The organism is Azospirillum baldaniorum, assembly GCF_003119195.2.
Lineage (GTDB): Bacteria > Pseudomonadota > Alphaproteobacteria > Azospirillales > Azospirillaceae > Azospirillum > Azospirillum baldaniorum.
The window spans coordinates 1,354,834-1,380,763 of sequence record NZ_CP022253.1 but is presented as its reverse complement, the minus strand read 5'-3'; the positions used below and the strand labels follow the sequence as shown (position 1 = coordinate 1,380,763).

Below are 25,930 nucleotides of genomic sequence, written 5' to 3'. Positions count from 1 at the left end.
GCCAAACGCTGGGCCGCTGACGCCGCGCAACCACCGGAGCCCCCCGGATGCTGAGGTTCTTTGTCCGCCTGTTCGCCCTCATCGGTTTCCTCGTGGTGGCCGCCGTGGTCACCGGGGTCGTCCTGGCGGTCCGGCACGAGCCCTCCCTGCCCGAGACCGTGGTGCTGGAGCTGGACCTCCGCGACCCGCTGGCGGAAGGGAGCGTGGACCGGCTGGGCAGCTTCCTCGGCCACGAGACGACCTTCCAGGAGGTGCTCGACGCGCTGGAGCGGGGGCGCACCGACCCGCGGGTGAAGGGCATGCTCGCCCGCTTCGGCGGCGACGGCGCCAGCTTCGCCCAGGTGCAGGAGTTGCGGGCGGCGGTGGAGCGGTTCCGCGCGTCGGGCCGCTTCGCCATCGCCTTCGCCGAATCCTACGGCGACACCGGGGCGGGCAACCGCTCCTACCTGCTGGCCAGCGCCTTCGACGAGGTGTGGATGCAACCGCTGGGGCTGCTCGGCCTGACCGGCCTGTCCGCCCAGATCCCCTTCGCCCGCGGCGCGCTGGACAAGCTGGACATCCAGCCGCAGGTCCTCCAGCGCGAGGAGTACAAGAGCCTCGCCGACAGCGTCATGCGGACGGACTTCACGCCCGCCCACCGCGAGATGATGGAGTCCCTGCTCGGCGACCTGACCAACCAGATCGTCGACGGGGTGGCGGTGAGCCGCCGCCTCCCCTCCGCCGCCGTCAAGGCGGCGATGGACCGCGCCCCCCTGATCGACCGCGAGGCGGTGGACGCCAAGCTGGTCGACCGGCTGGGCTACGCCGACGAGGCGCGGGAGGAGGCGCTGCGCCGCGCCGGGGCGGCGCCCGGCGCCGACACCATGGAGGCGGCGGATTACCTGGACATCGCCGGCCCGCCCAACCGCAGCGGCCCGACCATCGCGCTGATCCACGCCACCGGCACCATCACCGGCGGCGACAGCGGCAAGCCCGGGCTGGGCGAGGTCACCGCCGGGTCGGAGACGATCGTGTCGGCCATCGAGGACGCGGTGGACGATCCCGACGTCAAGGCCATCCTGTTCCGCATCGACAGCGGCGGCGGCAGCGTGACAGCATCCGAGACGATCCGCCGCGCGTTGGTCAAGGCCCGCCAGTCGGGCAAGCCGGTGATCGCCACCATGGGCGGCACGGCGGCGTCCGGCGGCTACTGGATCGCCTTGGCCGCCGACCGCATCGTCGCCTCCCCCGCCACCGTGACCGGCTCCATCGGCGTGGTCGCCGGCAAGATGTCGGTCGCCGGCCTGTCGGAGCGGCTGGGCGTGCATTGGGGCGTCCTCGACACCGCGCCCAACGCCGGGCTGTGGTCGCCCTTCCGCCCCTTCGGCCCCGCCGGGGAAGAGCGGCTGAACGCCATCATCGACAGCAGCTATTCCACCTTCCTGTCCCACGTCGCGGAGGCCCGGCACCTTACCCCCGAACAGGCGCGGGACGCCGCCAAGGGCCGCGTGTGGACCGGGACCCAGGCCAAGACTCTCGGGCTGATCGACGAGCTGGGCGGGGTCGACACCGCGCTGACGCTCGCCAAGCAGGCGGCGAAGCTGGCGCCTGATGCTCCGGTCACCGTGACCGGCTATCCGCGCCCGAAGCCGCTGATCCGGGAAATCCTCGACCTCGCCTCGGGCAAGGGTGATCTGGTGGAAGCCGTGGCGGTGCTGGCCGGATTGCGTCCGGCGCTGGCCGAACTGGCCCCGCTGGTCAAGGCGGCCCGCAGCGGCGCGGTGGAGGCCCGCATGCCGCCGCTGGGCCTCGAACGGTAAAACGTTCGGACAAAATTCAGGCCGGCGGGACAACCGCCGGCCTGCAGAAGAGTGGCTGCGTCGCGTTGTGACAACTGCGCCTCGTCACAAGTGCATCGTCAATGACGCGTCGCAAACCCCGCCGAACAGAGCATCATCAGCGAACCGGCGCTGGTCCGGTTCTCACTTTCCAAGTAACTCTGAAATCCTGGCGAGCAGACCAACCGCGCGATTTCGTCCTTGGAAAAGACCGGCAGGAAGGGATTGTTCGACAGCTCCTCGTAAGCAGCCCTGGCCACTACTCTCAGATTAAGCGGAATCGCCGCGATATATCGGTCGAGAGCACATTCGTCCTCGCGCTCCATCTGGCGCACTCCTTTCCTACGTTTCTCATGATTAGTGGCTACGGATTAAAGATTGCGCAAAGCGCCAATCGCGTAAAGCGACATAAGCGAACGAGGCAACAGATCCTGCACAGTGTTGTGCCCGTATCACATCATACCTTCTGGGTAAGCTGTGCGCTGGTGGCAAATCCCATCGATTTTTATCTTTCAACCCCGCCATGAAGCCGGCGATCGCAAAAAGGAATGAGACACCAGAACACAACGAATTCACGCAATCGCTCTCAGGGCGTTGAAAGGAAATGGATATGGAAAATTACCGCACATTCGAAAGTCTCGATTCAGCGCTCTGCCGAAGCTGAAATCGAAGATCATTAAACACATTGCCATAAATCCATTGGTCATATGCGCAACGTCAAGGACAGAACACACCCCGCCCCACGCCTGATCTTTCGAATGCCGGCGCGATGCGGCTCCTCAAGGGGCGGATTGTCCGGATTGACTGGCATGAACGCTTCCTATATAGCCGCTTAACCCTTCGCCGTTTCAAAACCGCCGGTGCGCACGGAAAAGGAAAGACACCGCGCGAGGGAGGGTTTGAATGTCACGGTCAGACGGCAGATAATTCAGTAGGCCGTCCTTTACTCCCGCAGACCTGAAGTGCTCCGTGGAACCAGAAGACAACGATCACACCATCGCCGACGCGCCCACGTCACCCGATGAGGGCGCGGACACGGTTTCCGTCTATGGTCCCTATCCGGAAGGCCAGGATCGGGTTTGCTGCATCGTCGGCATCGGCGCCTCCGCCGGCGGGTTGGAAGCGCTCCAGCGCTTCTTCGACAATGTGCCGGGGGAAAGCGACCTCGCCTATGTGGTGGTCCAGCATCTCTCGCCGGTCCACAAGAGCCTGATGGTCGATCTGCTGGCCAAGCACACCGCCATGTCGGTGGTGCAAGCCGCGGACGGCATGGCGGTGGAGCGCAACACCGTCTATCTGCTGCCCCCCGCCAAGCATCTGTCGATCGAGGACGGGCGGCTGATCCTGACCGCCAAGGACACCACCGGCGGCATGAGCCTGCCCATCGACATCTTCTTCACCGCTCTCGCCAGGGACCAGGGGCCGCGGGCGCTGGGGGTGGTGCTGTCCGGCACCGGATCGGACGGAACGCGCGGCCTGCTGGCGATCAAATCGGCGGGCGGCTTCGCCGCCGCCCAGGACCCCGAATCGGCGCAGTTCGACGGCATGCCGCGCAGCGCGATCGCCACCGGGCAGGTCGACGCCGTGAAGACGCCGGACAAGCTGCCGGGCTGCCTGATCGAACACGCCGGCCGGGTGCTGTCCCGCAACCTGCCCGTCCCGGCCAAGCCGCAGGACCGCGACAACGACCCGTTGGCGCAGATCGTGGCGGCCATCCGTTCCGTCACCGGGGTGGATTTCTCGCACTACAAGCTGGCGACCCTGCTCCGCCGGATCGAACGGCGGATGCACACCGCCGGCCTCGATTCGATGAGTGACTACGCCGCCCTGCTCCGCCGCAACAGCGCCGAAACGGTCAGCCTCTACAAGGAGATGCTGATCGGCGTCACCCGGTTCTTCCGCGACGAGGGGGCCTTCGCCTCGCTGGCCGACAAGGTGATCCCCACCCTGCTGGCCAAACGCAGCCCCACCGACATGGTGCGCGTCTGGGTCTGCGGCTGCGCGACCGGCGAGGAGGCCTATTCCATCGCCATCCTGTTCGCCGAGGCGCAGGAACGGATGGGGCGGTCCTTCGACGTCAAGATCTTCGCCACCGACATCGACCAGGACAGCATCGAGATCGCCAGCCTGGGCGAGTACCCGCGCTCCATCGCCGAGGACGTGTCGAACGAGCGGCTGACCCGCTACTTCATCGCCCGCGGCGACCATTATCTGGTGTCGCGCGACATCCGCCGCATGGTGGTCTTCGCCGCGCACAACATCATGCGCGATCCGCCCTTCACCAAGATCGATCTGGTGAGCTGCCGGAACCTGCTGATCTACATGGACTCGCCGCTTCAGCGGAAGGTGCTCAGCCTGTTCCAGTACGCGCTGCGGCAAAGCGGCTTCCTGTTCCTCGGCACCAGCGAGACGCTGGGCGACCTGTCGGCGGAGTTCCACGTCCTGGACAGCCGGAACAAGCTGTTCCAAAGCCTGCGCACCGGCACCCACCGGCTGTCGCGGCTGCTCGTCCCCACCGTCGCAGCGCCGGTGCACCGCCATGGCGACGAGACCATGTCGCAGGCGCAGGAGGAAGGGGCCGCCATCGACGAGGCGATCTCGACCCTGATGCGGGCCTATGTGCCGCCCAGCCTGCTGGTCAACGAGCAGATGAACATCATGCATGTGTTCGGCGAGGCGTCGGCGATCCTGAAGGTGCCACCGGGCGAGGCCACGCTGAACGCGCTGAAGCTGCTGCCCTCCTCGGTCTCCATGGTGGTGGGAACCGCGCTGACGCGGGCCTTCCGCTCCGGCGAGGAGTTCGCCCTGTCCAACATTCCGGTGAAGGACCGCGAGGGGTTGCCCGCCGTCAGCCTGCGCGTCAAGCCCTTCGTCGCGCGCAAGACGGGCCGGCGCTTCGCTCTGATCGTGCTCGACCCCAGCGCCCCGGCGCTGGCCCTGCCGGACAGCGACTTCGACTTCGACACCGACACCGCGGAGCGCATCCGCGGGCTGGAGCAGGAGCTGGTTTCCCGCGGCGAGAACCTCCAGGCCACCATCGAGGAGCTGGAAACCGCCAACGAGGAACTGCAGGCGACCAACGAGGAGCTTCTCGCCTCCAACGAAGAATTGCAGAGCACCAACGAAGAGCTGCAGTCCGTCAACGAGGAGCTGTATTCCGTCAACGCCGAGTATCAGGCGAAGGTGGAGGAGTTGACGGAAGTCACCAACGACCTGGACAACCTGCTGCGCTCGACCGAGATCGGCACGGTGTTCCTGGACAGCGGCATGGTGATCCGGCGCTTCACTCCGGCGGCGGCGCGCTTCATCAACATCATCCCGCGCGACGTCGGCCGGTCGATCTCGCACCTGTCCACCAACATCGACTATCCGGATTTCCTCAAGGACATCGAGCGGGTCTTCCACGACCACAAGCCGGTGGAACGCCACGTTCCGGTGCGCGGCGACCGCTGGATCCAGACGCGGATCCTTCCCTACCTGACCGAGAAGAACCAGGTGGCCGGGGTGGTCGTCACCTTCGTGGACGTCACCGCCGCCAAGGCCGCGGAACACCGTCTCCAGACGGTGCTGGACAGCCTGCCCGAGCATGTGGCGGTCATCGATTCCGATGGCGCCATCACCATGGTCAACCACGCCTGGCGCATGTTCGGCCAGAAGAACGGCGCTCCGGCGCTGGACCGTTGCGGGCCGGGAACCAATTATCTTGATGTCTGCAACGCCGAGGAAGGAACCGAAGGCGAAGACATCGCCCGTGCCGTGAACGACGGGCTGCGCCGGATTCTGTCCGGCGACATCGAGCAGTTCACCATCGAATACCCTTGTCATTCCGACAAGGAGGAGCGCTGGTTCATGATGCACGCCTGCCGTCTGGCCGGATTGTCAGGGGGAGCGGTGGTCAGCCACATCGACATCACCAACCGGAAACGTATGGAACTGCGCGCGAGCGGACGGCGGAACGGCCCGAAAAAAGCTGGAGCCCCCTCCGGCAAGGACGCGGCGGCCGGAGGCGCGGCGTGAACGGATTCCGCAACGAACGGCTTCGCAAGCGCGCGGAACAGGCTCTCAACTCAGGCGGCTTCGAAGGGGCGGAGGTCTCGGCGACCACGCTCAAGGAGGTTCTGCACGAGCTGTACGTCCATCAGGCCGAGCTGGAAATCCAGAACGAGGAGTTGCGCACCGCCCAGCAGGCGTTGGAAGCCTCGCGCATCCAGTATCTCCAACTCTTCCAGTCGGTGCCGCTGGCCTGCTTCACCGTCAACGCCGCAGGCATCATCTGCGAGGCCAACGTCGCCGCGGAGCGGCAGTTCGGCCTGCCGCTGCGCCGGCTGAAGGGCCGCCCGCTGACCCTGATGGTGGAGTCGCTGGACCATGGGCGCCTGTTCACGGCGCTGGCCCGGCTGCGCGATTCCGGACAATGGACGCGCCAGGAATACGCCTTCGTCGGCGCCCACAGCGCCATCGACGGGCTGACCGACGCCCGCGTCGTCGAACTGGAGGCCGGGCCGGACGGCGTCGACAAGGGCGACGTGCTGCTGACCATCACCGACGTGACGGAGCGCAACGCCTGGGTCAGCGAGCTTCAGGACGCCCGCGACGAAGCTGAGCGCACCCGCGCCGCCTACCACCACATCCTGCAGGCGGTGGCCGACGGCATCTGCGGCCTGGACGCGCGCGGCGCCGTCACCTTCGTGAACGCCGCGGCCCAGTCGATGACCGGCTTCGGGGCCAGCGAACTGGTCGGCCGTTCCTTCGCCGCGCTGATCGGCGGCGACGCCGAGGAGGAGGGGCGGCGCGCCCTGACGCTGTCGCTGGCCGACGGGCTGGTCCGGCAGGTGGGCGACGGACGCCTGCGCCGCCAGGGCGGCGAGGATTTCGTGGCGGAGCTGACCGTCTCCCCGATCCTCCAGAACGGGGCGATCACCGGGGCGGTGGTGGCCTTCCGCGACGTGACCGCCCGCCGCGCCGCGGAACAGGCGCTGGCCGAGAGCGAGCGGCGGCACCGCACGCTGGTCCAGTCCCTGTCCGAAGGGCTGGTGATGCGCTCGGGCGATGGCACGGTGATGGTCGCCAACGCCATGGCGGAGCGGCTGATGGCCGGCCCGGCGGGCGTGCTGCTCGATCCCATTGCCCGCCCCTTCGAAAGCCGCAAGCCGGGCGACCGGGCGGGCCGCGCGGCCCGGCGGCGCTTCATCGGCGCCGACGGCGCCCGATTGACCGGGCTGCCGCCCGCCGCAAAGGCGGTGGACAGCGGGAAGCCGGTCATCGAACAGATCGTCGGCATCGCCGAGGGCGACGAGGCGGCGGCCCCCACCCGTTGGCTGCGCGTCTCCAGCCACCCCGTGCCGGGCCCGGACGGACAGCCCGAGGCGGTGGTGTCCAGCGTCACCGACATCTCGGCCATCAAGTCGATGGAGCGCGACCTGAACGTGGCGCTGGACGCCAAGGAACGCTTCATGGCGGCGGCCAGCCACGACCTGCGCCAGCCGGCCCAGGCCCTGACCCTGCTGTCCGGGATTCTGCTGAAGGAGCCGATCCCCGAGGACGCGCGGCGCATCGCCACCCAGCTCCGCGACACCGTGGCCTCGCTGGGCGGGCTGCTCGACTGCCTGCTGGACATCTCCAAGCTGGAAGCCGGTCTCGTCACCCCCCACTCCGCTCCGGTGGAGGTGGGATCGATCATGGAGCGGCTGCATGGGGAGTTCCGGGCGGTGGCCGCCTCCTCCGGGCTGACGCTGCGCACCGTGCCGGTGCGGCTGGGCGTCTGCACCGACGGCGGCCTGCTGGAGCGGGTGCTGCGCAACCTGCTGACCAACGCCATACGCTACACGCGGCAGGGACGGGTGCTGTTCGGGGCGCGGCGCCGCGGCGGCGCCCTGCGGTTCGAGGTGTGGGACACCGGCATCGGCATTCCGGAGAGCCAGATCGACCGCATCTTCCAGGACTTCTACCAGATCGGCAACGTCGCCCGCGACCGGCGGGAGGGGCTGGGCATGGGGCTCAGCATCGCGCGGCGCCTCGTCCACATGCTGGGCGGCACCATCGAGGTGACCTCGGCGCCGGGCAAGGGGTCCTGTTTCGCCGTCACCCTGCCGCAGGGGGCCATTCTCGACGAGCGGCACTGCGGCGACTCGCCGGACGACTCCGCCGCGGGAAGCGGCGAAGTGGACGGCGACGCCTCCGTCCTGCTGGTCGAGGACGATGCGGTGATCCGCATGGCCTTGGCCCTGATGCTGGACGGCTGGGGCTACCGCGTGACCGAGGCCGGCTCGGTGGCGGAAGCGTTGGAATTGGTGGACGGCACGCTGGCGCCCGACCTCGTGCTGACCGATTACCGCCTGCCGGACGGCGACACCGGTCTGATGCTGATGGACACGCTGCGCCGCCGCTTCGGACCCGACCTGCCGGGGGTGCTGCTGACCGGCGACACCTCGTCGGACCGGCTGCGCGAGGCCGCCGGCGCGCAATGCGCCCTGCTGCACAAGCCCATCCAGCCCGACGACCTGCGCCGCACCGTGCGCGCCAGCCTGGAGCACCGCGACGTGGAGACGGAGGCGACGTAGCGGCGTTTTGCCCCCACCCTACCTCCCCCGCTGACGCAGGCGAGGGGACCGGTACCGCTTCGCAGAAGGCACCCTCCCCTGCGAAGCGGGGGAGGGCCGGGGTGGGGGCAAGACGCTGCCTTATTACGGACGCTCCAAATCCGCCTGGGTGGCGCGCTTCAGGTGGTTCAGCCGCTCCTCGGCCTCGTTGCGGGCGTAGGGGCCCTCCACATCCATGCCAAAGCTCACATAGAAACCATCGGCCTGGGCGATGTGGGTTCCGACGGGCAGATACTCGTCGGTGGCCTCGTCGTTGCCGATGATCGCGCCGTTCCGGATTTCCACGATGTGCGCCATGACCCGCTCCCCCACCGTCGTTGGTGAACACCATCGGTGTTCAACGGCGGCGGTCCCGTCCGGGTTCCTTACGCTTGCTTCCGCCGCACCAGCCGGTCGAGCCGCAGCCGGTGCCTCCGGTCGCTGAGCCGCCGCACCGTCGCCAGCGAGGCCGCCAGCACGCCCAGCCCGGTCGCGCCGGAGATCAGGAACATGATGAGGATCTGGTACTTCACCGCCTCCCCCGGATCGACGCCGGAGAGAATCTGGCCGGTCATCATGCCGGGCAAAGCCACCACCCCCATGGCCGCCATGCTGTTGATCGTCGGCATCAGCGCCGTGCGCAGCGCGTGGCGCAGGATGGGCCGCAGGGCCGTCCAGCGGGTCTGGCCGAGCGCGAGTTGCGCCTCGATGGCCGCCCGCTCCCGCGCCGCCGTCGCGGTCAGCGTGTGGAGGGCCAGCCCGACCCCGCTCATCGCGTTGCCCAGCACCATGCCCAGCATCGGAATGGCGTAGCGCGCGTCCCACCATGGATCGGGCCGCACCGCGGTGGACAGGCCGAGCAGCAGGACGATCCCCGCCGCGGTCCCCATCGCCCCGGTGCCGATGCCGTAGGACCACCAGCTGGTCAGCCGCCGCTCCTGCCGGGCCATCGTCTCCTGGCCGGCGAACAGCAGCATGACCAGCGCCGCCACCAGGGTCAACCAGGGCGACTCCAGGGCGAACAGCCGGGTCAGCACCAGCCCGACCAAGGACAGTTGGACCACCATCCGCAGCGCCGCCACCAGCAGCGGCCGCGCCAGCCCCAGATCCAGCGCCATGGACAGGCCGCCGTTGACCAGCAGGAGCAGCGCCGCCACGGCGAGGTCGGTGTAATGCAGGGTCACCAGCATCGCCCTACCCCTCCGTCACCACGCCGTCCGCCACCACTCCATCTGCCACGTGCAGATGCCGCCGGGCCAGGCGGACGGCCTGCTCCGGCGCGTGGGTGACGATCAGCACCCTGGCCCCGCGGACCAGTTCAGCGCGCAGCAAAGCCTCCACCCGCTCCGTCGCCTCGGCGTCCAGCGGGCCGGTCGGCTCGTCGAGCAGAAGCACCTCCGGCCTCTGGACCAGCGCGCGGACCAGCGCCAGCCGCTGCCGCTCCCCCGTGGACAGGCGGACCACCGGCCAGTCCATCACCTCCCCCGGCAGGCCCAGCGCCCCGGCGAGCGCGGCGGCGCGGTCCGGCTGGGCGAAGTGGGCGCCAACCCGATCCTCCCACCAGCCCGACTCGGCGGCGACGTAGGTCACCCGGCGGCGCCAGAGCGGCGCGGGCATGTCCTCCCGAAGATCGCCGTTCAGCCGCACCTCTCCGGTCGATGGGTCGAGGTCGGCCAGGGCGCGCAGAAGCACGGATTTCCCTGATCCGGATTTCCCCTGAACGGCGACGCACTCGCCGGCCTCCACCTGGAAACTGGCGGGCTTCAGCACGGTCGTGGACAGGTTGTGCACGCTCAGCATGGCGGGGTACGGCGACTATTCCGGAAGGTGGAAAGGGAGATTAGCAGCCATTCATGGCGGAGTCCTTGCGCGGAACGTCTCGGGGGCTATGGTACGCCCCACCGCTCATTCCGGCCTGAACCGAGACCATGACCGACGCCTCCAACGACCACGCCGTCTTTACCCACCGCGAAATCATGCGGGTGTTCAGCGGGGTGGCGCTCGCCATGCTGATGGCGGCGATGGACCAGACCATCGTCGCGACGGCCCTGCCGACCATGGCCCACGACCTGGGAAGCCTGGAAAACCTGCCCTGGGTGGTCACCGCCTATCTGCTGGCCTCGACCTCGACCACCCCGATCTACGGCAAGCTGAGCGACCTCTACGGGCGCAAGCGGGTGCTCCAGGTGGCGATCTTCCTGTTCCTGGTCGGGTCGGTGCTGTGCGCGCTGGCGCAGAGCATGGGGCAGCTCATCCTGTTCCGCGGCATCCAGGGGCTGGGCGGCGGCGGCCTGATGGCGCTGGCCTTCACCATCATCGGCGACGTGGTCGCCCCGCGGGAGCGCGGGCGCTACCAGGGCTACATCGGCGGCATCTTCGCCCTGTCCAGCGTGGCCGGGCCGCTGCTGGGCGGCATCTTCACGGAACGGCTGAGCTGGCACTGGATCTTCCTCATCAACCTGCCGCTGGGGGCGGCGGCGCTGCTGATGACCAGCCGGGCGCTCGACCGCCTGCCGGCGGGACGGACGAAGCCGACCATCGACTATCTCGGGGCGGCCCTGCTGATGGGCACGGTGACCTCCCTGCTGTTCGTGGTGTCGCGCGCCGGGGTCGCCCTGCCCTGGACCTCCCCGACGATCCTCGGCCTGTGCGTCCTGGGCCTCATGATGCTCGGGGTCTTCCTGTGGCACGAGCGGCGGGTCGAGGAACCGATCCTGCCGCTCCACCTGTTCCGTGAGCCGGTGGTGGCCGTCGCCAACCCGGTGGTGGCGGTGTCGGCCATGGTGCTGTTCGCCGGCATCGTCTATCTGCCGCTGCGCTCGCAACTCGTCGCCGGGACCAGCGCCACCACGTCGGGCTTCCTGCTGCTGCCGATGGTTCTGGGCATGGTGCTGGGCGCCGGGGGCGGCGGGAGGCTGATTTCCAAGTCGGGCCGCTACAAGGTCTTCCCGCTGGCCGGGCTGGCGCTGGCCGCGTTGATGTATCTGGCGCTCGGCCTGTCGCCGACGGTGTCGGAAAGCGGGCTGTGGTCCACGCTGATCCTGGTGCCGCTGGGCATCGGGCTGGGACTGGTCATGCCGGTGATGACGGTCGCCGTGCAGAACGCGGTGGACCGGCGCGACCTGGGTGCGGCCACCGCCTCGGTCGGCTTCTTCCGCTCGCTCGGCGGGTCGGTCGGGGTGGCGGTGTTCGGCGCGGTCTTCGCCGCCGATGTCGAGGCCCGGCTGAACGCCGCCGGCCTGCCCGGCATCAGCGGGCGCGAAGTGATGGAACGCGGCCCGTCCGCCCTGGCCAATCTGGCCCCCGTCGCCCGTGCCGCCGCCCAGTCGGTGTTCGAGCACGGCTTCTCCACGCTGTTCCTGCTGGCCGCCGGGCTGGCCGTGGTGTCCTTCGTGCTGACCCTGTTCCTGAAGGAGCTTCCCCTGCGTTCCGCCGCCGACGCCGGCAAGGCCGGGGCGGAGGTGGTCTAAGGACTGGGAACAGCCTACGCCTTGTCCTCGCTGGGGAAGTGCCGCCCCTCGCCCAGCTTGTCCTCGATGTAGAGCATGTTGACCAGCACCAGCATCACGACCGCGAAGGGCGTCGCCAGGAACATGCCCATCAGCCCGAACAGCACGCCCCCCGCCGCGATGGCCGCGATGGTGATGACCGGGGGCAGGTCCACCACCTTCTTCTGCATCAGCGGCATGACGACGTTGCCCTCGACCTGCTGGATCGCCAGGTAGAGCAGCGCCACCCACAGCGCGTCCTGGGGCGACTGGGCGAAGGCGATGAGAATCGCCGGGACCGCCGCCAGGAACGGGCCGATCAGCGGAACGAATTCCAGGAGCGCCGCCAGCAGGCCCAGCGCCGGAGCGCTCGGGATGCCCAGCAGCAGCAGGCCCGCGGTGGTCAGCACGCCGACGATGGCCATGGCTGAAAGCTGCCCGATCAGCCACTTCCACAGCGAGTCCCCCATCACGTCCATCACCTCCCGCGCCCGCTCGTGGCCGCGCGGCGGCACCAGCAGGATGACGCCGCGCTGGTAGACGCCGGGCGAAGCGGCGAGGTAGATGGCCGTGAACATCACCACCACCAGATCGCCCAGGAAGAACATCACGCTGGACGCGACCGTCTGCAGCCGGTTCAGCCAGGAGGAGGCGTCCTGCCCCTGCTTCATGATCTGGTCGCGCAGCGAACCGGGAAGCTGCTGAACGGCCCCGCTGATCTGCTGGGAGAGCTGGTCGAACTGGCTGACCACCGACTGGCCCATCAGGACGCCACCGCCGATCAGAAGCGCCGCCAGAAGCAGCAGAACGACGCCGAGCGACCAGCCCTGCGGCAATCCGGTGAAGCGTCGCACCAGCCCGGCGATGCGCTGGAACAGGATCGCCAGAAGCACGCCGGCGAAGACCAGCAGCAGCGCGTCGGCCACCTGCCAAGCCAGGAACAGCGTCCCCACCACGCCGGCGGCGATCAGCATCTTCCAGGTGAACAGCTTCAGTTCGGTCGCGGTGTTCCGCCCGGCGGTCGCCGGCTCCCCAGCTTGCGCAGAGGCATGAAGGGGAGCCTGTCTGGTCGCGTCCATCGTTTCTTCCCGCCGTGTTGCCACCGGCATGCCGGTCCGATGGACAAACGCCGCCCGCAGGAAAGTGTTGCACCGTCAGCCCACTAGCACCTTCGTGCTAATACGCTTATCCGAATGCGCGCGGACGGTTGGCGCCCCATATAATGTCTGACGCCAAGGAGTCATTCTCGCTGATGTCACCTCAAAAGCCCGCCGGAAACGGCGGGCTCTTTTCTTGTGGAGCGCCTCAACCGGCGTCCGGCGGGAAGACGATGCCGACCTTCAGGCCCGGTTCGTTGTCCTCCAGCCGCAGCGACGCGTCGTGCAGCCGCGCCACCGCCTCCACGAGGCTGAGGCCCAGCCCGTTCCCCGGCGAGGCCCGCGCGGTATCGAGCCGGACGAAGCGCTCCAGCACCTTCTCCCGCATGTCGGCGGGGATACCGGGGCCGTTGTCCGCCACGGTGACACGGGCGACCTGCCCCGGCCCGGCGCCCTCCAGCAGCAGAGTGATGCGTCCGCCCTCCGGCGTGTACTTGATGGCGTTGTCCAGCAGGTTCGACACCGCCTGGGCCAACAGCTGCTCGTTCCCGCGCACGGTCGGCTCCGCCCGGATGTCGGTGACCAGGGTCAGCCCCTTCTCCTCCGCCACCGGTTCGTAGAGGTCGGCGGCCAGCCGGACCACGTCGGCCAGCCGCACCGGCTCCAGTCCCTTGCGGTTGGCGCCGGACTCGGCCTCGGCGATGGACAGCAGCGCGGTGAAGGTGGCGAGCAGCCGGTCGGCCTCCAGGATCGTGTCCTGCAGCACGCCGCGGTAGACCTCGGGGTCGTCGGTTTCGCGGATCAGCGCCAGCTCGACGCGGGCGCGCAGGCGCGACAGCGGCGTGCGCAGGTCGTGCGCCACGCTCTCGGTCACCTGCCGCATGCCGGTCATCAGCCGCTCGATCTGGTCCAGCATGGCGTTCAGGTTGCCGGCCAGCCGGTCGATCTCGTCGCCGCCGCCGCCGCGCGGCACCCGGCCCGACAGGTCGCCGGCCATGATGCGGTGTGTGGTGCGGTTGATCGCCTCGATCCGGTGCATGGCGCCGCGCGCCAGCAGCAGGCCGCCGCCCAGCCCCAGCACCACCGTCACCAGGAAGACCCAGCGCAGCGACACGACCATGCGCCCGCGGAGCTGGTCCAACTCGCTCATGTCGCGGCCCACCAGCAGGCGGAACTGGCCGGGCAGGACGAAACTGACCGCCATCGCGGTGGAGGGCCGGTTGTTCACCCCGCCATAGTCGGAAATCTTGAAATGGGTCCAGCCGCCCGGTCCCGCCGTGGCGTCGGGCCAGCCCGACAGGTTGCCGGCCAGGATGACGCCGCCCGGCGTGGTCAGCAGGTAGATGGAGTTGGTGTGCGAATAGCCGCTGCGCTCGCGCACGGAATCGACCAGCCCGCGCAGGCCGGCGCTGCGGTACTGGTCCTGAAGCCCGGCGACCTCCAGCGCGATGGTGGCGCCGATCTCCTCCTCCAGGAAGCCCGCGGTGGAGCGGTAGACGACGGCCAGGATCACCCCGACCGAAATGATGAACAGGCCCAGATACAGCAGGGCCAGCCGGAACGGCGTCGTGCGCAGAAGGCGCAAGGTGGGAATCGCCGCCTTCACGCTTCCCGGCCCGCCATCCTCATTGCGGCGCCCGCAGGCTGTAGCCGGCGCCGCGCACCGTGTGGATCAGCGGCGTGGGGAAATCCTTGTCGATCTTCTGCCGCAGGCGTGCGATGTGCACGTCGATGACGTTGGTCTGCGGGTCGAAGTGATAGTCCCACACATTCTCCAGCATCATGGTGCGGGTCACCACGCTGCCGGCGTTGCGCATCAGATACTCCAGCAGGGCGAATTCCCGTGGCAGCAGGTCGATGGACTTGCCGGCCCGCCGGACGGTGCGCGACAGCAGGTCCAGCTCCAAGTCGGCGACCGCCAGGCGGGTCTGCGGCTGGGCGGCGCTGCGGCGGCGCACCAGCACCTCGATCCGGGCAAGCAGCTCGGAGAAGGCGAAGGGCTTGGTCAGGTAGTCGTCGCCGCCGGCCTTCAGCCCCTTCACCCGGTCGTCGACGCTGCCCAGCGCGGAGAGGAACAGCACCGGCGTGTCGTTGCCGGTGGCGCGCAGGATCTCGACCAGCGACAGCCCGTCGCGGCCCGGCAGCATGCGGTCGACGATCATGACGTCGTAATGCTCGGAGCCGGCCAGGAACAGCCCCTCCTTGCCGTCGTTGGCGGCGTCCACGACATGCCCGGCCTCCTTCAGCCCCTTGGCCAGATAGGAGGCGGCCTGCTGGTCGTCTTCGATGACGAGGACTTTCATGAGCATGAGTCTACCGCATCCTTCCGCGAGTCCAAAGGTGAATGCCCCCGCCCCTCCGGAGAGGGGAAAGGGCCAAACGACACGAAGGGGGAGGACGTCCGCGCGGCGGGGGTTCGCACCGCGGACATCCTCCACCCCATCACACCGGAGACGGGAGGATCGCCGGTGTTACCCTGCGTCACGCCTTGACGAGCTTCAGCGGGACGAAACTCTCGTTGCCGCCGCGGTTGACCAGCAGCAGGACCGCCTTGCGGCCATCCTTTTCGGCCTCGTGCAGGCTCTTGGTCACCTCCGCGGGGGAGGTCACGCTGTGGTCGCCGACCTTGACGATCACGTCGCCCGGACGGACGGGCAGATCACCGGCCTGCGGCGACACCGAGGTGACGACCACACCCTTGACGCCCTCGCCCAGACCGAGGCGGCTGCGGGCGGCGCCGTCCAGCGGGGCCAGCTTCAACCCGTTGACGGTCTCCACCGCGCTCTCGGCGGCGGGACCGGTCCCTTCCGCGGCGGCCATGCGCTGTTCGGCGGGCAGCGGCGCGATGTGGGCGGTCAGGGTCGTTTCCTTGCCCTTGCGGACCACGATCATGTCCACCGTGTCGCCGGCCTTGGTGTCGGCCACCCGGCGGGTCAGGTCGCGCAGCGTGTTCACCGGCTTGCCGCCATAGGCCAGGATCACGTCGCCCTGGCGCACGCCGGCCTTGGCGGCGGGGCTGTCCGGGGTCACCTCGGCGACCAGGGCGCCCTTGGTCTGGGACAGGCCGACCGACTCGGCGATCTCCGGCGAGATCTCCTGGATCTTCACGCCCAGCCAGCCGCGCTCGACATGGCCGTTCTCCTTGAGCTGGGCGACGACCTGCTTGGCGATGTTCGACGGGATGGCGAAGCCGATGCCGACCGAGCCGCCGTTTGGCGAATAGATGGCGGTGTTGATGCCGATCACCCGGCCGTCCAGGGTGAAGGTCGGGCCGCCCGAGTTGCCGCGGTTGATGGCGGCGTCGAGCTGCAGGTAGTCGTCATACGGACCGCTGTGGATGTCGCGACCGCGGGCCGAGATGATGCCCTTGGTCACCGTTCCGCCCAGCCCGAAGGGGTTGCCGACGGCCATCACCCAATCGCCGACGCGGGCGGCGTCGCTGTCGCCCCAGTCCAGTGCCGGCAGCGCCTTGTCGGACTTCACCTTCAGCAGGGCGATGTCGGTCTTGGCGTCGCGCCCGACCAGCGTGGCGGGAAGCTCCGTTCCGTCCTGGAGCGTGACCTTGATCTCGTCGGCGCCGTCGATGACGTGGTTGTTGGTCACCACATAGCCGGCCGCGTCGATGATGAAGCCGGAGCCGAGCGAGCCGACCTTGCCGCGCGGCTGGCCCTCGGAGGGACCCTCGGACTGGTCGTCGCCGCCCGGACCGCCATTTTGGCCGAACTGGTCCTGGAACTGGCGGAAGAATTCCTCGAAGGGCGACCCCGGCGGGAAGCCGGGCATGCGCGGGTTGCCGCGCTCGGCCTTGGCCTGCTGGGTGGTGGAGACGTTCACCACGGCGGGCGACACCTTGGCGGCCAGATCGGCGAAGCTGCCCGGCATGTTCTGCGTCAGGGCGCTTTCAGCGGCCACGGCGGTGGACTGGTTGGCGATCAGGAACGGACCGGTCAGCACCGTGGTGCCGAGGAGGACGGCGGCGATGGTACGCCGCACCCGGCTCGACCGCGGGGCGCGTCCGGCGTTGGCGGGGGTGGACATCGGTTGCTCTCCGTGACTGGCATGCGTTGTTCGTTGCCCTGAAAGTAGCGGGCGCCGAGTCACGGGGGGCTTGCAGGCGGATTAAAAGTTTTTCAGGGAGGGAATATTAAGTCACGTCTCGATCACAGCGCCGATCCGGCCGTGCGCAGGCGGATGTTGGCGGCCTGCTGGCGGACGCGGTCGAGGTGGGGATTGATGGCCAGGGCGGCGTCGAAGGCGCGCAGCGCGCCCGCCGGCTGGTCGATGGCGAGGTAGACGAGGCCCAGCCCGGCCAGCGCCCCGAAATGCCGCGGCTCCAGCGCCAGCACCCGGCGGATGTCGCGCACCGCGGCGTCGTAATCGCCCAGCATGTATTCGGCGTTGGCCCGCTTGTTCCAACCCTCGGCGTAGGTCGGGTCGGCGGCGACCACCTGATCGAAGGCGGCCAGCGCCTCGCCGTAGCGGTCGGCGTTCAGGCTCTGCACGCCATGATGCATCAGCACGATCAGGTCGTCGTTGGGATGCTCCAGCCAGACGTCCCAGATGCGGTCCTCGACCGCCTCCGCCGCGACCGCATCGCCGGCGGTCTGCAGGTCCTGGAACAAGCCGCCGAGTCGCGCATCCTCCTGCCCTGCCCAGGCCCGCGAACCGGGGCCGGAAGCGCCGAGGAGCAGAAGGGCCAGCAAGGCCACGGGCAAGAAAATTCGCTGGGTCATTCCCAAAAATTGGGATGCGTCACCTGCTGGCAACACTGACCCGAAAGTGGTATCGCCGCAAGAAGAATCCCTCATCCCGCCGGGGTGGTCCCCGCAAAGTTCCCGCCGGACAAAGAAAAAGGGCCGGCGAATCGCTTCGCCGGCCCCTTCCCCTGAAAGCAGCAGCCCGTTATCAGGCGGCCTTGCTGCGGCCCGCCACGATCTCGTCGGTGACGTTGCGCGGCACCGGCTCGTAGTGGCTGAACTCCATCGAGTAGGACGCGCGGCCCGAGGTCATGCCGCGGAGCTGGCCGATGTAGCCGAACATCTCGTTCAGCGGCACGTGGGCCTCGACGGCGATGTTGGTGCCACGCTCGAGCTGGCCCAGCACCGTGCCGCGGCGGCGGTTCACGTCGCCGATGACGTCGCCCAGGTAATCGTCCGGGGTGACGACCTCGACCTTCATGACCGGCTCGAGCAGGATCGGGCCGGCCTGCTTGAGGGCTTCACGGAAGCAGGCCTTGGCGGCGATTTCGAACGTCAGGGCGTTCGAGTCGACGTCGTGATACTTGCCGTCCACCAGGCGGGCGCGGAAGTCCACAGTCGGATAGGAGGCGAGCACGCCCTCTTCCTTCTGCATTTCCAGGCCCTTGGCGACCGACGGGACGTATTCGCGCGGCACCGTGCCACCGACCGTCTCGTCCTTGAACACGAAGCCCTCGCCACGCTCCAGCGGCTCGAAGACGATCTTGACTTCGGCGAACTGGCCCGAACCGCCGGTCTGCTTCTTGTGGGTGTAGGTGTACTCGACCGGCTTGGTGATCGTCTCGCGGTAGGCGACCTGGGGCTTGCCCATGTTGCCTTCCACGCCGAACTCCGTGCGCAGACGGTCCAGCGTCACTTCCAGGTGCAGCTCGCCCATGCCGCGCAGGATGGTCTGACCGGTTTCACGGTCGGTCTCCAGACGCAGCGACGGGTCCGCGCGGACCATCTTGCCGAGCGCGATGGAGAACTTCTCCTGCTCGCCCTTGGTCTTCGGCTCGACCGAGACGCTGATGACGGGGTCGGGGAAGCGCATGCGCTCCAGGATCACCGGGTGAGCGGCGTCGCAGAGCGTGTCACCGGTGTCCGTCTCCTGCAGGGAGACGAGCGCGATGATGTCGCCGGCGCGGGCTTCCTCGATCGGGTTGGCCTGGGCGGCGAACATCTCGACCATGCGGCCGATCTTCTCGCGCTTGCCGCGGGTGGTGTTCAGGACCGACATGCCCTTGGTCAGCACGCCCGAGTAGACGCGCACGAAGGTCAGCGAGCCGTAGGTGTCGTTCAGCACCTTGAAGGCCAGCGCCGCGAAGGGCGCGTCGTCGGAGCTGAGACGCTCGCCGTTCGGGTTGCCGTCCTCGTCCACCGTCTTGATGGCCTCGACGTCGGTCGGGGCCGGCAGCAGGTCGACGACCGCGTCCAGGACCTGGCAGACGCCCTTGTTCTTGTAGGACGAGCCGCAGAGAACCGGGGTGAAGGTGCTGGTGATGGTGCCCTTGCGCAGGCAGGTGCGCAGCACGTCGGCCGACGGCTCCTCACCCGACTCCAGGTAGGCTTCCATCGCCGCGTCGTCCATCTCGAGCGCGGTGTCGACCAGCTCGGCGCGCAGGGCCGGGATGCTGGCGATGTTGTCCAGGTCTTCCTTGACGGTCAGGTTGAGCTTGCTCGCCAGATCGTCGGTGATGTCCCAGATTTCCCACTTGGCGTCCTTGTCGTCCGAGAACCAGACGTACGCCTTCATCTCGATCAGGTCGACCATGCCGCGGAAGTTGTCTTCCGAGCCCAGCGGAACCTGGATGCAGACCGGACGGGCGTTCAGGCGGCTCTTGATCATGCCGACGCAACGCTGGAAGTTCGCACCCGAACGATCCATCTTGTTGACGTAGCAGATGCGCGGGACGTTGTAGTTGTCCGCGAGGCGCCAGTTGGTCTCGGACTGCGGCTCCACGCCGGCCACGCCGTCGAACACGACGACCGCGCCGTCGAGCACGCGGAGCGAGCGGTTCACCTCAATGGTGAAGTCCACGTGGCCCGGGGTGTCGATGACGTTGATCTTCTTACCGCGCCAGAAGGTCGAGACGGCAGCCGACTGAATCGTGATGCCGCGCTTCTGCTCCTGCTCCATGTAGTCGGTCGTCGTCGAGGACTTCAGGTCCTTCGTCTCGTGCACGTCGATGATCGTGTGCTTACGACCGGTGTAGTACAGGATGCGCTCGGTGGTCGTCGTCTTGCCGGCATCGACGTGGGCGATGATGCCGATGTTCCGGATGTCAGAAAGAGGCGTTTGGCGCGGCATGTTGCGAATCCATTACTGTAACGCAGCTATCGAAGCGCAACGACGGTCGTCCGCTCCGGCGGCAGAGGTTGGTCGGGGTTTTACGGATGATCTGTTAAGGCGTGATTAACGTTCTGTAAATCCGGAAGGTCAAGCCTTCCGGATTTTTTCGAAGCACGCGGCCCTTACAGTCTGGTGGGCCACGCCGGCAAACCCCAACCGAGGGAGCCGGGTCGCCCCGTCACGCAGCTTATTTGGCCGCCGTCACCTGAATTTCAACGAGATACTCCGGCGCGGCGAGCTTCGCTTCCACGGTGGCGCGGGCGGGCGGGTTGGCCGTATCGACCCAGGCTTCCCACGCCTTGTTCATCGCGCCGAAGGTGGACATGTCCGTCAGATAGATGGTGGCGGACAGCAGCTTGCTCTTGTCGGAGCCGCCCTCGGCCAGCAGGGCGTCGATCTGGCCCAGGATCTGGCGGGTCTGCGTCTCCACGTCCGGAGTCGGATCGTTGGCCACCTGGCCGGCCAGATAGACCGTGTCCTTGTGGATGACCATCTGGCTCATGCGCGGTCCGGAATGGAAGCGCTGGATCGACATCGGTACGGCTCCGGTTACGGGGTCTTGAACGCGCGTACGTCTATGCGATTCACGTCCAACGGCCTAGCAAAAAATGAGGCGCCACCGCTCAAAGCTGCCCCGCGCCCGTGCATCACCGCAAAGAAGGCGTATTTCCCTCCACCGCGGCCACGAAAGCGGCGCTCGGCACGGCGATGTTGCGGGGATTGGGCCCGCTGACCGCGGCCACCGCGATGCCGGCCACCGCCCAGCCCTCCCCCGCCCCGTCCGCACGCCCGTCCCCGCTGGACGTCCGGACCAGCAGCGCCGCCCCGCTCACCCCGCGCGTCCCGTCGCAATCGTGGACCAGCAGCGGCCCGCGGTCGGTGTCGTTGATGCCGCGCGCCGCGCAGGCGGTGTCGGCAGTGACGAGATGCGCCCGGTCCTGGCTGTAGCCGCCCAGCATCAGCGGCGTGCCGGCGTCCGGCGGGACTCGGGCAAGCGGCAGCGGCGGCATCCCCTCCGGCGCGTCGCCGTCCAGCGTCAGCACCGCCCAGTCACCGACGAGTCCGTCGAGACGCCGCTCCTTGTCGTACGGGCCGCCGGTCTCCAGAGTGGCGACGGCGCGGTGCTGCCGGTACTCCCCGCGCTCATAGCCGAACAGGACGTGCAGGGAGGAGGCCGGCAGGAAGCGCTGCGCCCGGTTCAGCAGGCAATGGGCGGCGGTGACCACCCGGCGCGGCGCCACCAGCACGCCGGTGCAGCGGGCGCCGAGATTGCTCTGCACCTTGACCAGGCTGTTCCACGGCGCGTGCGTGGCGTCGACCACCACCCGCCGGTCCTGCGCCCCGATCCCCGGCAGCAGCGGATTCTGCGCCGCCGCCGGCAATGCGGCCACGAAAAGCGGCACGGCAACCAGGAATCCGTGCAGAATGGCCATCAAGTGTTCTTGATACGTTTTCATGTTCGTCTTACCATGGCGGTCATGGCCACGCTCATCATCACGGAAAAATCCAGTCAGGCAAAGGACCTGCGCGCCGCGCTGGGGGATCGCTACGGGCGCATCCTGCCGGCCGAGGGGCATCTGCTGCGGCTGGCCGAGCCGGACGAGGTCAATCCTGACTGGAAGCGCTGGTCGCCCACCCTGCTGAAGCCGGACGGACTCTACCCGACCAAGCCGGACAGCGGCGGTAACAAAACGGCGAAGCTGGCGGCGATCAAAGCGGCGCTGAAGGGCTGCGACCAGGTCATCCTCGCCACCGACTGCGACCGCGAGGGCCAGTTGATCGGCCAGGAGATCCTGGAGCATCTGGGCTTCCGCGGGCGGGTGCAGCGCGCCCTGTTCACCGCCCAGGACCCCAAGACGATCCGCGACGCCTTTGCCAAGCTGAAGCCGAACAACGAGCTTCGCCCGCTCTACGAGGCGGCGGTGGCGCGCCAGCAGGCGGACCAGATCTTCAACCTCTCCCTGACCCGCACGGCGACCAAGACGCTGCTGGCGCCGGGGACACGCGGGGTGATCGGCATCGGGCGGGTGAAGACGCCGACCCTGTCCATCGTCTGCCTGCGCGAGCTGGAAATCCGCAACTTCAAGCCCGAGGATTATTTCGAGGTCGTGGCGACGGCCACCGCCGCGGGCGGCTCCTTCCTGATGCGCCACGCCCCGCCGCCGAAGGACCGTATCAAGGACCGCGCCCGCGCCGAGGCCATCGCCCGCGCCGCCGACGGCCATGGCGGCCCCCTGTCGGTGACGGTGGAGGACCGGCGGCAGGCTCCGCCGAAGCTCTACGATCTGCCCGCTCTGCAGAAGACCTGCGGCCAGCGCTGGGGCTGGACCGCCGACCGCACGCTGGAGGTCGCGCAGGAGCTTTACGACGGCGAGGGCAAGAAGCTCATCACCTACCCGCGCGCAGAGGCGCGGTATCTGTCGGAGAACCAGATCGCCGACGTTCCGGCGATCGCCGGAGCGCTGACCCGGCTGCGCGGCTTCGCCCATCTGGACATTTCCCGCCCGGTGATCCGCCGCGGCAAGTCCGGCCATTTCTGCGACAAGGCGCTGGAAGGCGTGTCGCACCACGCCATCGTGCCCAACGTCAACGTGCTCGACGATCTGGAAAGCCGGTTGAACCGCCTGACCGACGACGAGAAGCGGCTCTACGCGCTGATCTGCCGCTCCTACCTCGCCGCCGTCATGCCCGACTACGAGTACCGGCAGACCACCGTCCTGATGAACGTGCCCGTCGAGGGCAAGCCGGTGGTCTTCCGGGCGGTCGGCCGCATCCCCCTGAAGCTCGGCTGGAAGGCGGCCTTCGGCTCCGCCGAGACGGACGGCAAGCCCGACGAGAAGGAGGAAGAGCAGACCCTGCCCCCGCTGACCGACGGTGAGCCGGCCCGCCTGTCCGAACCGCGGGTGGAGGCCAAGCGGACCCAGGCACCGCCGCGCTACAACGAAGGCACTCTGGTCGACGCCATGCAGAACGCTTGGCGCTTCGTCGAGGACCTGGCGCTGCGCGACCGGCTGAAGGAGGCCAAGGGCATCGGCACCCCGGCCACCCGCGCCGAGATCATCAAGGGCCTGCGGCGGCAGAATCTGCTGGGCGCCGACGGCAAGTGGCTGGTCCCCACCCCCGCCGGGCTGCAGCTGTTCGAGACTCTGCGCGGCGCCGCCCCCACGCTGGTCGATCCCGGCACCACCGCCCTGTGGGAAATGCGGCTGGACGAGGTGGTGGTCGGACGCGCCGATTTCCGCAGCGTCATCGACGGCATTGCCGACGAGGCCGAGCGGCTGATCGGCGTTCTGGTCGGCAACCAAGGGTCGGCGGTGGACCTCGGCGTGCGCGGCGGCCCGATCCGCGCCGGGCGGGGCGCGGGGCGCCGTCGCTCCACGAGCCCGCGCGCTGCCGGAGCGCCACCGCGGCCACGCACGCGCAAGGCGGCGGCCGCTGCCGTCGGTGTGGACGGCGAAGCGCCGAAGACGCCCCGGCGCAGCCGCAAGGCGAAGGCCGCGCCGGAGGTTCCGGGTTCGATCGGTCCTGTGGCCGACGCTGTCCCGCCATCCCCTGCCGCACCGTCGATCGGCGCGCGGCGCAAGGCCCCGACCGACAAGATGGTCGCCTTCGCCCGCAGCCTTGCCGACCGCAAGGGCGTCGAGCTGTCGGACACGGTGCTCCAGGACTTCGATTCCTGCCGCCAGTTCCTGGACCAGCACGCGCGCTGAGCGTCGGCTTGCCCCCTCCCCGGCCCTCCCCCGCTATCGCAGGGGCGGGAGATTTTTGCGAAGCGGCGGCAATCCCCTCCCCTGCGAAGCGGGGGAGGGTTAGGGAGGGGGCAAGACTTCCCACAAACCGCCCGAATCACCCTCCGACTGTGGCCCAGGCCACAGCGGCGGGGACGGCATCCGCCTACCCTCTCCTCCACGGACATCGAGCCACACATGGCCCCACACCCCGGAGGAGACCCAGCCCATGCGCCGCCTGACCCTGATCGCCGTCGCCGCCACCACGCTGCTCGCCGCCCCCCACGCCTTCGCCAACGACCTCAAGACCGGCGGCATGCCGGTCAACCCGATGATGATGCAGCCGGGCTTCGGCAGCCCCTTCGCCGCGGCACCTTCCCTCTCCAGCACCAACGTCGGCGTTGCGACGAACCTCGCGGCGGGGATCGGCAACAAGGCCAAGCAGAACGTCTTCACCATGCAGCAGGGCACCGGCGGGTCGCTGGTGAACACCAACGTCGGCGTCGCCACCAACGTCGCCGCCGGCATCGGCAACAAGGCGAAGCAGAACGTCACCGGCGTCACCTTCGGCTTCGGCAAGGGCGGCCTGCTCGACACCAACGTCGGGGTGACGACCAACGTCGCCGCCGGCATCGGCAACGCCGCCGGGCAGAATCTGTTTGGTCTCAAGGCCCAATAGTCTGAAGGCTCAGCAATCCACCCATCCGGCGCCGCCGATCCGCAAGGCGGCGCCCCTTTCCGGATTCCTCACTGGAGGACTGCCGCCATGCTCCGCTTCGCCCTGCCGGTCTTCGGTGCGCTCGCCGCCATCCTGGCCCTGGCCGGAACCCCGCACACCGCCGCCGCCGAGAACCTCGCCTGCCAGACGGTCAACGGGAAGACGGTGTGCAGCCGCGGCTCGGGCTCGCTGTCGTGCCAGACGGTCAACGACCGGACGACCTGCGTGACCGGGCCGGGCGCGCTGACCTGCGAGACCGTCAACGGCCACACCGCCTGCCGCCGCGGCCCGTCGCAGCCGGACCTCAAGCCGATGCCGATGCCGCCGATGCCCCCGCAGGCCGCCCCGATGCCCGATCACCCCTTCGGCAAGAACTTCCCTTTTGAGGAAGAGGCGTAAAGCGCCCCAGCTGTGGTCCGCCTCACAGCGGCTCCCCGGTCGGCCGCCCTAGGATCAGCGCACACCGCCGAACAGAGGAGCCCTGCCATGATCCGCATCCGCCGCTTCGCGCCGCTGCTGTCCGGCCTCGCCGCCCTGGCGCTGCTGGGCGGAACCGCCGCCGCCCAGGATGCCGGCGGCTTCTCCGTCAACCCGCAGCTGGGCGCGGCGGTCGGCATGTCGATGGGCATGGGCATGGGGATGCCGCCGCTGCTGCCGCGCCAGCCCGTCTTCGTCAACGCCACCCGGCGCGGCGCGCCTCCGGGGGCGACGGTGACCAACCCCAACGTCAGCCGTCAGGCCACCCACCAGCAGGCCATCGCGAAGATCCGCGGCGACGCCGGCTTCCTGGGCGGCTTCAACAAGGGTCAGGCGCTGGCCGCCAGCCGCCAGCCGCCGCCGGAGCCCATCGTGCCGAACTTCACCTTCATCGACGCGCCCTTCATCGTGAACAACTTCGACAGCTCGCTGGCCCTGTCCTTCGGCGACAGCAACGTGACCGAGCAGTACGTCATCCAGGGTGGTGACGGGTCCGCTGGGGGCGGTGTCGCTGGTGTCGGTGTCGCTGGGGGCAATGTTTCAGAGCAGGCCGCCGTGCCCACCTCCTCGGGGCAAACGGTCTCCCCGGTCCAGGCCGCCGCTCCGGTGCAGGCCTCACCCCCGGCGCCGGTCAAGGCTCCGGCCCCGAAGCCCCAGCCGGGCGTGACCACCGGAAACGGCGGCCCGCCGCCCGAGAACTTCTTTGACCCGGTGATGAGCAACTTCGGCCCGCTGCCGCATCTGCCCGCGGCCCTGGCCAGCGGCGGCATCCAGTTCAACAACGTCGGCACCGCCTTCAACGCCGCCATGGGCCAGGGCAACTTTGCCTCACAGCAGATCACCAGCATCCAGGGGAAGAAGGGCAAGCGCTGAGCCCCCTCCCCAGGCATGAAAAAGCCCCCTTGCCGACGGCAAGGGGGCTTTCTCCGTTCACAGTT

The 25,930-nt window shown here is 68.7% G+C and carries 20 protein-coding genes; 8 read left to right on the top strand and 12 right to left on the bottom strand.

The features are described 5' to 3' along the window. Positions 1-47 precede the first annotated feature (47 nt). Positions 48-1,799 carry a signal peptide peptidase SppA gene (sppA, locus tag Sp245p_RS06455; RefSeq protein ID WP_014240887.1) on the top strand — a complete coding sequence of 584 codons (1,752 nt, stop codon included), beginning with the start codon at positions 48-50 and terminating at the stop codon, positions 1,797-1,799. Positions 1,800-1,897: 98 nt separating this feature from the next. On the opposite strand, the gene Sp245p_RS06450 is transcribed toward sppA, so the two are convergent. Further along, positions 1,898-2,143, bottom strand: coding sequence for a hypothetical protein (locus Sp245p_RS06450; protein ID WP_041811141.1), 246 nt, complete (start codon positions 2,141-2,143; stop codon positions 1,898-1,900). Positions 2,144-2,786: 643 nt separating this feature from the next. Between Sp245p_RS06450 and Sp245p_RS06445 the strand changes: the two genes are divergently transcribed. Both Sp245p_RS06445 and Sp245p_RS06440 read left to right on the top strand, forming a co-directional pair. Next, positions 2,787-5,834: a chemotaxis protein CheB gene (locus Sp245p_RS06445; RefSeq protein WP_014240889.1), complete on the top strand. Its 3,048-nt coding sequence runs from the start codon at positions 2,787-2,789 to the stop codon at positions 5,832-5,834. Then, positions 5,831-8,377: a hybrid sensor histidine kinase/response regulator gene (locus tag Sp245p_RS06440; RefSeq protein WP_014240890.1), complete on the top strand. Its 2,547-nt coding sequence runs from the start codon at positions 5,831-5,833 to the stop codon at positions 8,375-8,377. The genes Sp245p_RS06445 and Sp245p_RS06440 overlap by 4 nt, the downstream gene beginning before the upstream one ends. 123 nt (positions 8,378-8,500) lie before the next feature. Here Sp245p_RS06440 and Sp245p_RS06435 read toward each other — a convergent pair whose 3' ends face one another. From Sp245p_RS06435 to Sp245p_RS06425, 3 genes are all read right to left on the bottom strand, one after another. Then, complete coding sequence (locus Sp245p_RS06435) at positions 8,501-8,713, bottom strand: hypothetical protein (protein WP_014240891.1); 213 nt, start codon at positions 8,711-8,713, stop codon at positions 8,501-8,503. Positions 8,714-8,781: 68 nt separating this feature from the next. Further along, on the bottom strand, positions 8,782-9,585 hold the full coding sequence (locus tag Sp245p_RS06430; RefSeq protein WP_014240892.1) for an ABC transporter permease: 804 nt from the start codon (positions 9,583-9,585) through the stop codon (positions 8,782-8,784). Between the two features lie 4 nt (positions 9,586-9,589). Further along, on the bottom strand, positions 9,590-10,195 hold the full coding sequence (locus Sp245p_RS06425) for an ABC transporter ATP-binding protein (RefSeq protein ID WP_014240893.1): 606 nt from the start codon (positions 10,193-10,195) through the stop codon (positions 9,590-9,592). A 128-nt stretch (positions 10,196-10,323) separates the two neighbouring features. Here Sp245p_RS06425 and Sp245p_RS06420 point away from each other — a divergent pair, with 128 nt between their 5' ends. After that, the gene (locus tag Sp245p_RS06420; protein WP_014240894.1) at positions 10,324-11,865 is read left to right on the top strand and encodes an MDR family MFS transporter; all 1,542 of its coding nucleotides are present in this window, start codon (positions 10,324-10,326) and stop codon (positions 11,863-11,865) included. Between the two features lie 14 nt (positions 11,866-11,879). On the opposite strand, the gene Sp245p_RS06415 is transcribed toward Sp245p_RS06420, so the two are convergent. The 8 genes from Sp245p_RS06415 to Sp245p_RS06380 form a co-directional block, all read right to left on the bottom strand. Further along, on the bottom strand, positions 11,880-12,962 hold the full coding sequence (locus Sp245p_RS06415; RefSeq protein ID WP_109138413.1) for an AI-2E family transporter: 1,083 nt from the start codon (positions 12,960-12,962) through the stop codon (positions 11,880-11,882). Between the two features lie 226 nt (positions 12,963-13,188). After that, entirely contained in the window at positions 13,189-14,586 is a 1,398-nt protein-coding gene (locus Sp245p_RS06410; RefSeq protein WP_014240897.1) for a sensor histidine kinase, read from the bottom strand. A 19-nt stretch (positions 14,587-14,605) separates the two neighbouring features. Continuing rightward, positions 14,606-15,283, bottom strand: a complete 678-nt coding sequence (locus Sp245p_RS06405; RefSeq protein WP_035674886.1) for a winged helix-turn-helix domain-containing protein — start codon at positions 15,281-15,283, stop codon at positions 14,606-14,608. 178 nt (positions 15,284-15,461) lie between these two features. After that, positions 15,462-17,018: a DegQ family serine endoprotease gene (locus tag Sp245p_RS06400; RefSeq protein ID WP_109138412.1), complete on the bottom strand. Its 1,557-nt coding sequence runs from the start codon at positions 17,016-17,018 to the stop codon at positions 15,462-15,464. A gap of 122 nt (positions 17,019-17,140) precedes the next feature. Next, positions 17,141-17,689 (bottom strand): tetratricopeptide repeat protein, encoded by a 549-nt coding sequence (locus Sp245p_RS06395; protein ID WP_244439307.1) that lies wholly within the window; start codon positions 17,687-17,689, stop codon positions 17,141-17,143. A 196-nt stretch (positions 17,690-17,885) separates the two neighbouring features. Beyond that, the gene (gene fusA, locus Sp245p_RS06390) at positions 17,886-20,027 is read right to left on the bottom strand and encodes an elongation factor G (protein WP_109138411.1); all 2,142 of its coding nucleotides are present in this window, start codon (positions 20,025-20,027) and stop codon (positions 17,886-17,888) included. A 229-nt stretch (positions 20,028-20,256) separates the two neighbouring features. After that, positions 20,257-20,604 (bottom strand): RidA family protein, encoded by a 348-nt coding sequence (locus Sp245p_RS06385; RefSeq protein WP_014240903.1) that lies wholly within the window; start codon positions 20,602-20,604, stop codon positions 20,257-20,259. A 112-nt stretch (positions 20,605-20,716) separates the two neighbouring features. Continuing rightward, complete coding sequence (locus Sp245p_RS06380) at positions 20,717-21,502, bottom strand: trypsin-like serine peptidase (RefSeq protein WP_246119773.1); 786 nt, start codon at positions 21,500-21,502, stop codon at positions 20,717-20,719. A 45-nt stretch (positions 21,503-21,547) separates the two neighbouring features. Between Sp245p_RS06380 and Sp245p_RS06375 the strand changes: the two genes are divergently transcribed. The 4 genes from Sp245p_RS06375 to Sp245p_RS06360 all read left to right on the top strand — a co-directional run bounded on the left by Sp245p_RS06375 (position 21,548) and on the right by Sp245p_RS06360 (position 25,865). Beyond that, positions 21,548-23,779 (top strand): type IA DNA topoisomerase, encoded by a 2,232-nt coding sequence (locus Sp245p_RS06375; protein WP_041811868.1) that lies wholly within the window; start codon positions 21,548-21,550, stop codon positions 23,777-23,779. A 247-nt stretch (positions 23,780-24,026) separates the two neighbouring features. Beyond that, entirely contained in the window at positions 24,027-24,476 is a 450-nt protein-coding gene (locus Sp245p_RS06370) for a hypothetical protein (RefSeq protein ID WP_014240906.1), read from the top strand. An 87-nt stretch (positions 24,477-24,563) separates the two neighbouring features. Then, positions 24,564-24,914 (top strand): hypothetical protein, encoded by a 351-nt coding sequence (locus tag Sp245p_RS06365; protein WP_014240907.1) that lies wholly within the window; start codon positions 24,564-24,566, stop codon positions 24,912-24,914. An 87-nt stretch (positions 24,915-25,001) separates the two neighbouring features. Continuing rightward, positions 25,002-25,865, top strand: coding sequence for a hypothetical protein (locus Sp245p_RS06360; RefSeq protein ID WP_014240908.1), 864 nt, complete (start codon positions 25,002-25,004; stop codon positions 25,863-25,865). Positions 25,866-25,930: the final 65 nt, after the last annotated feature.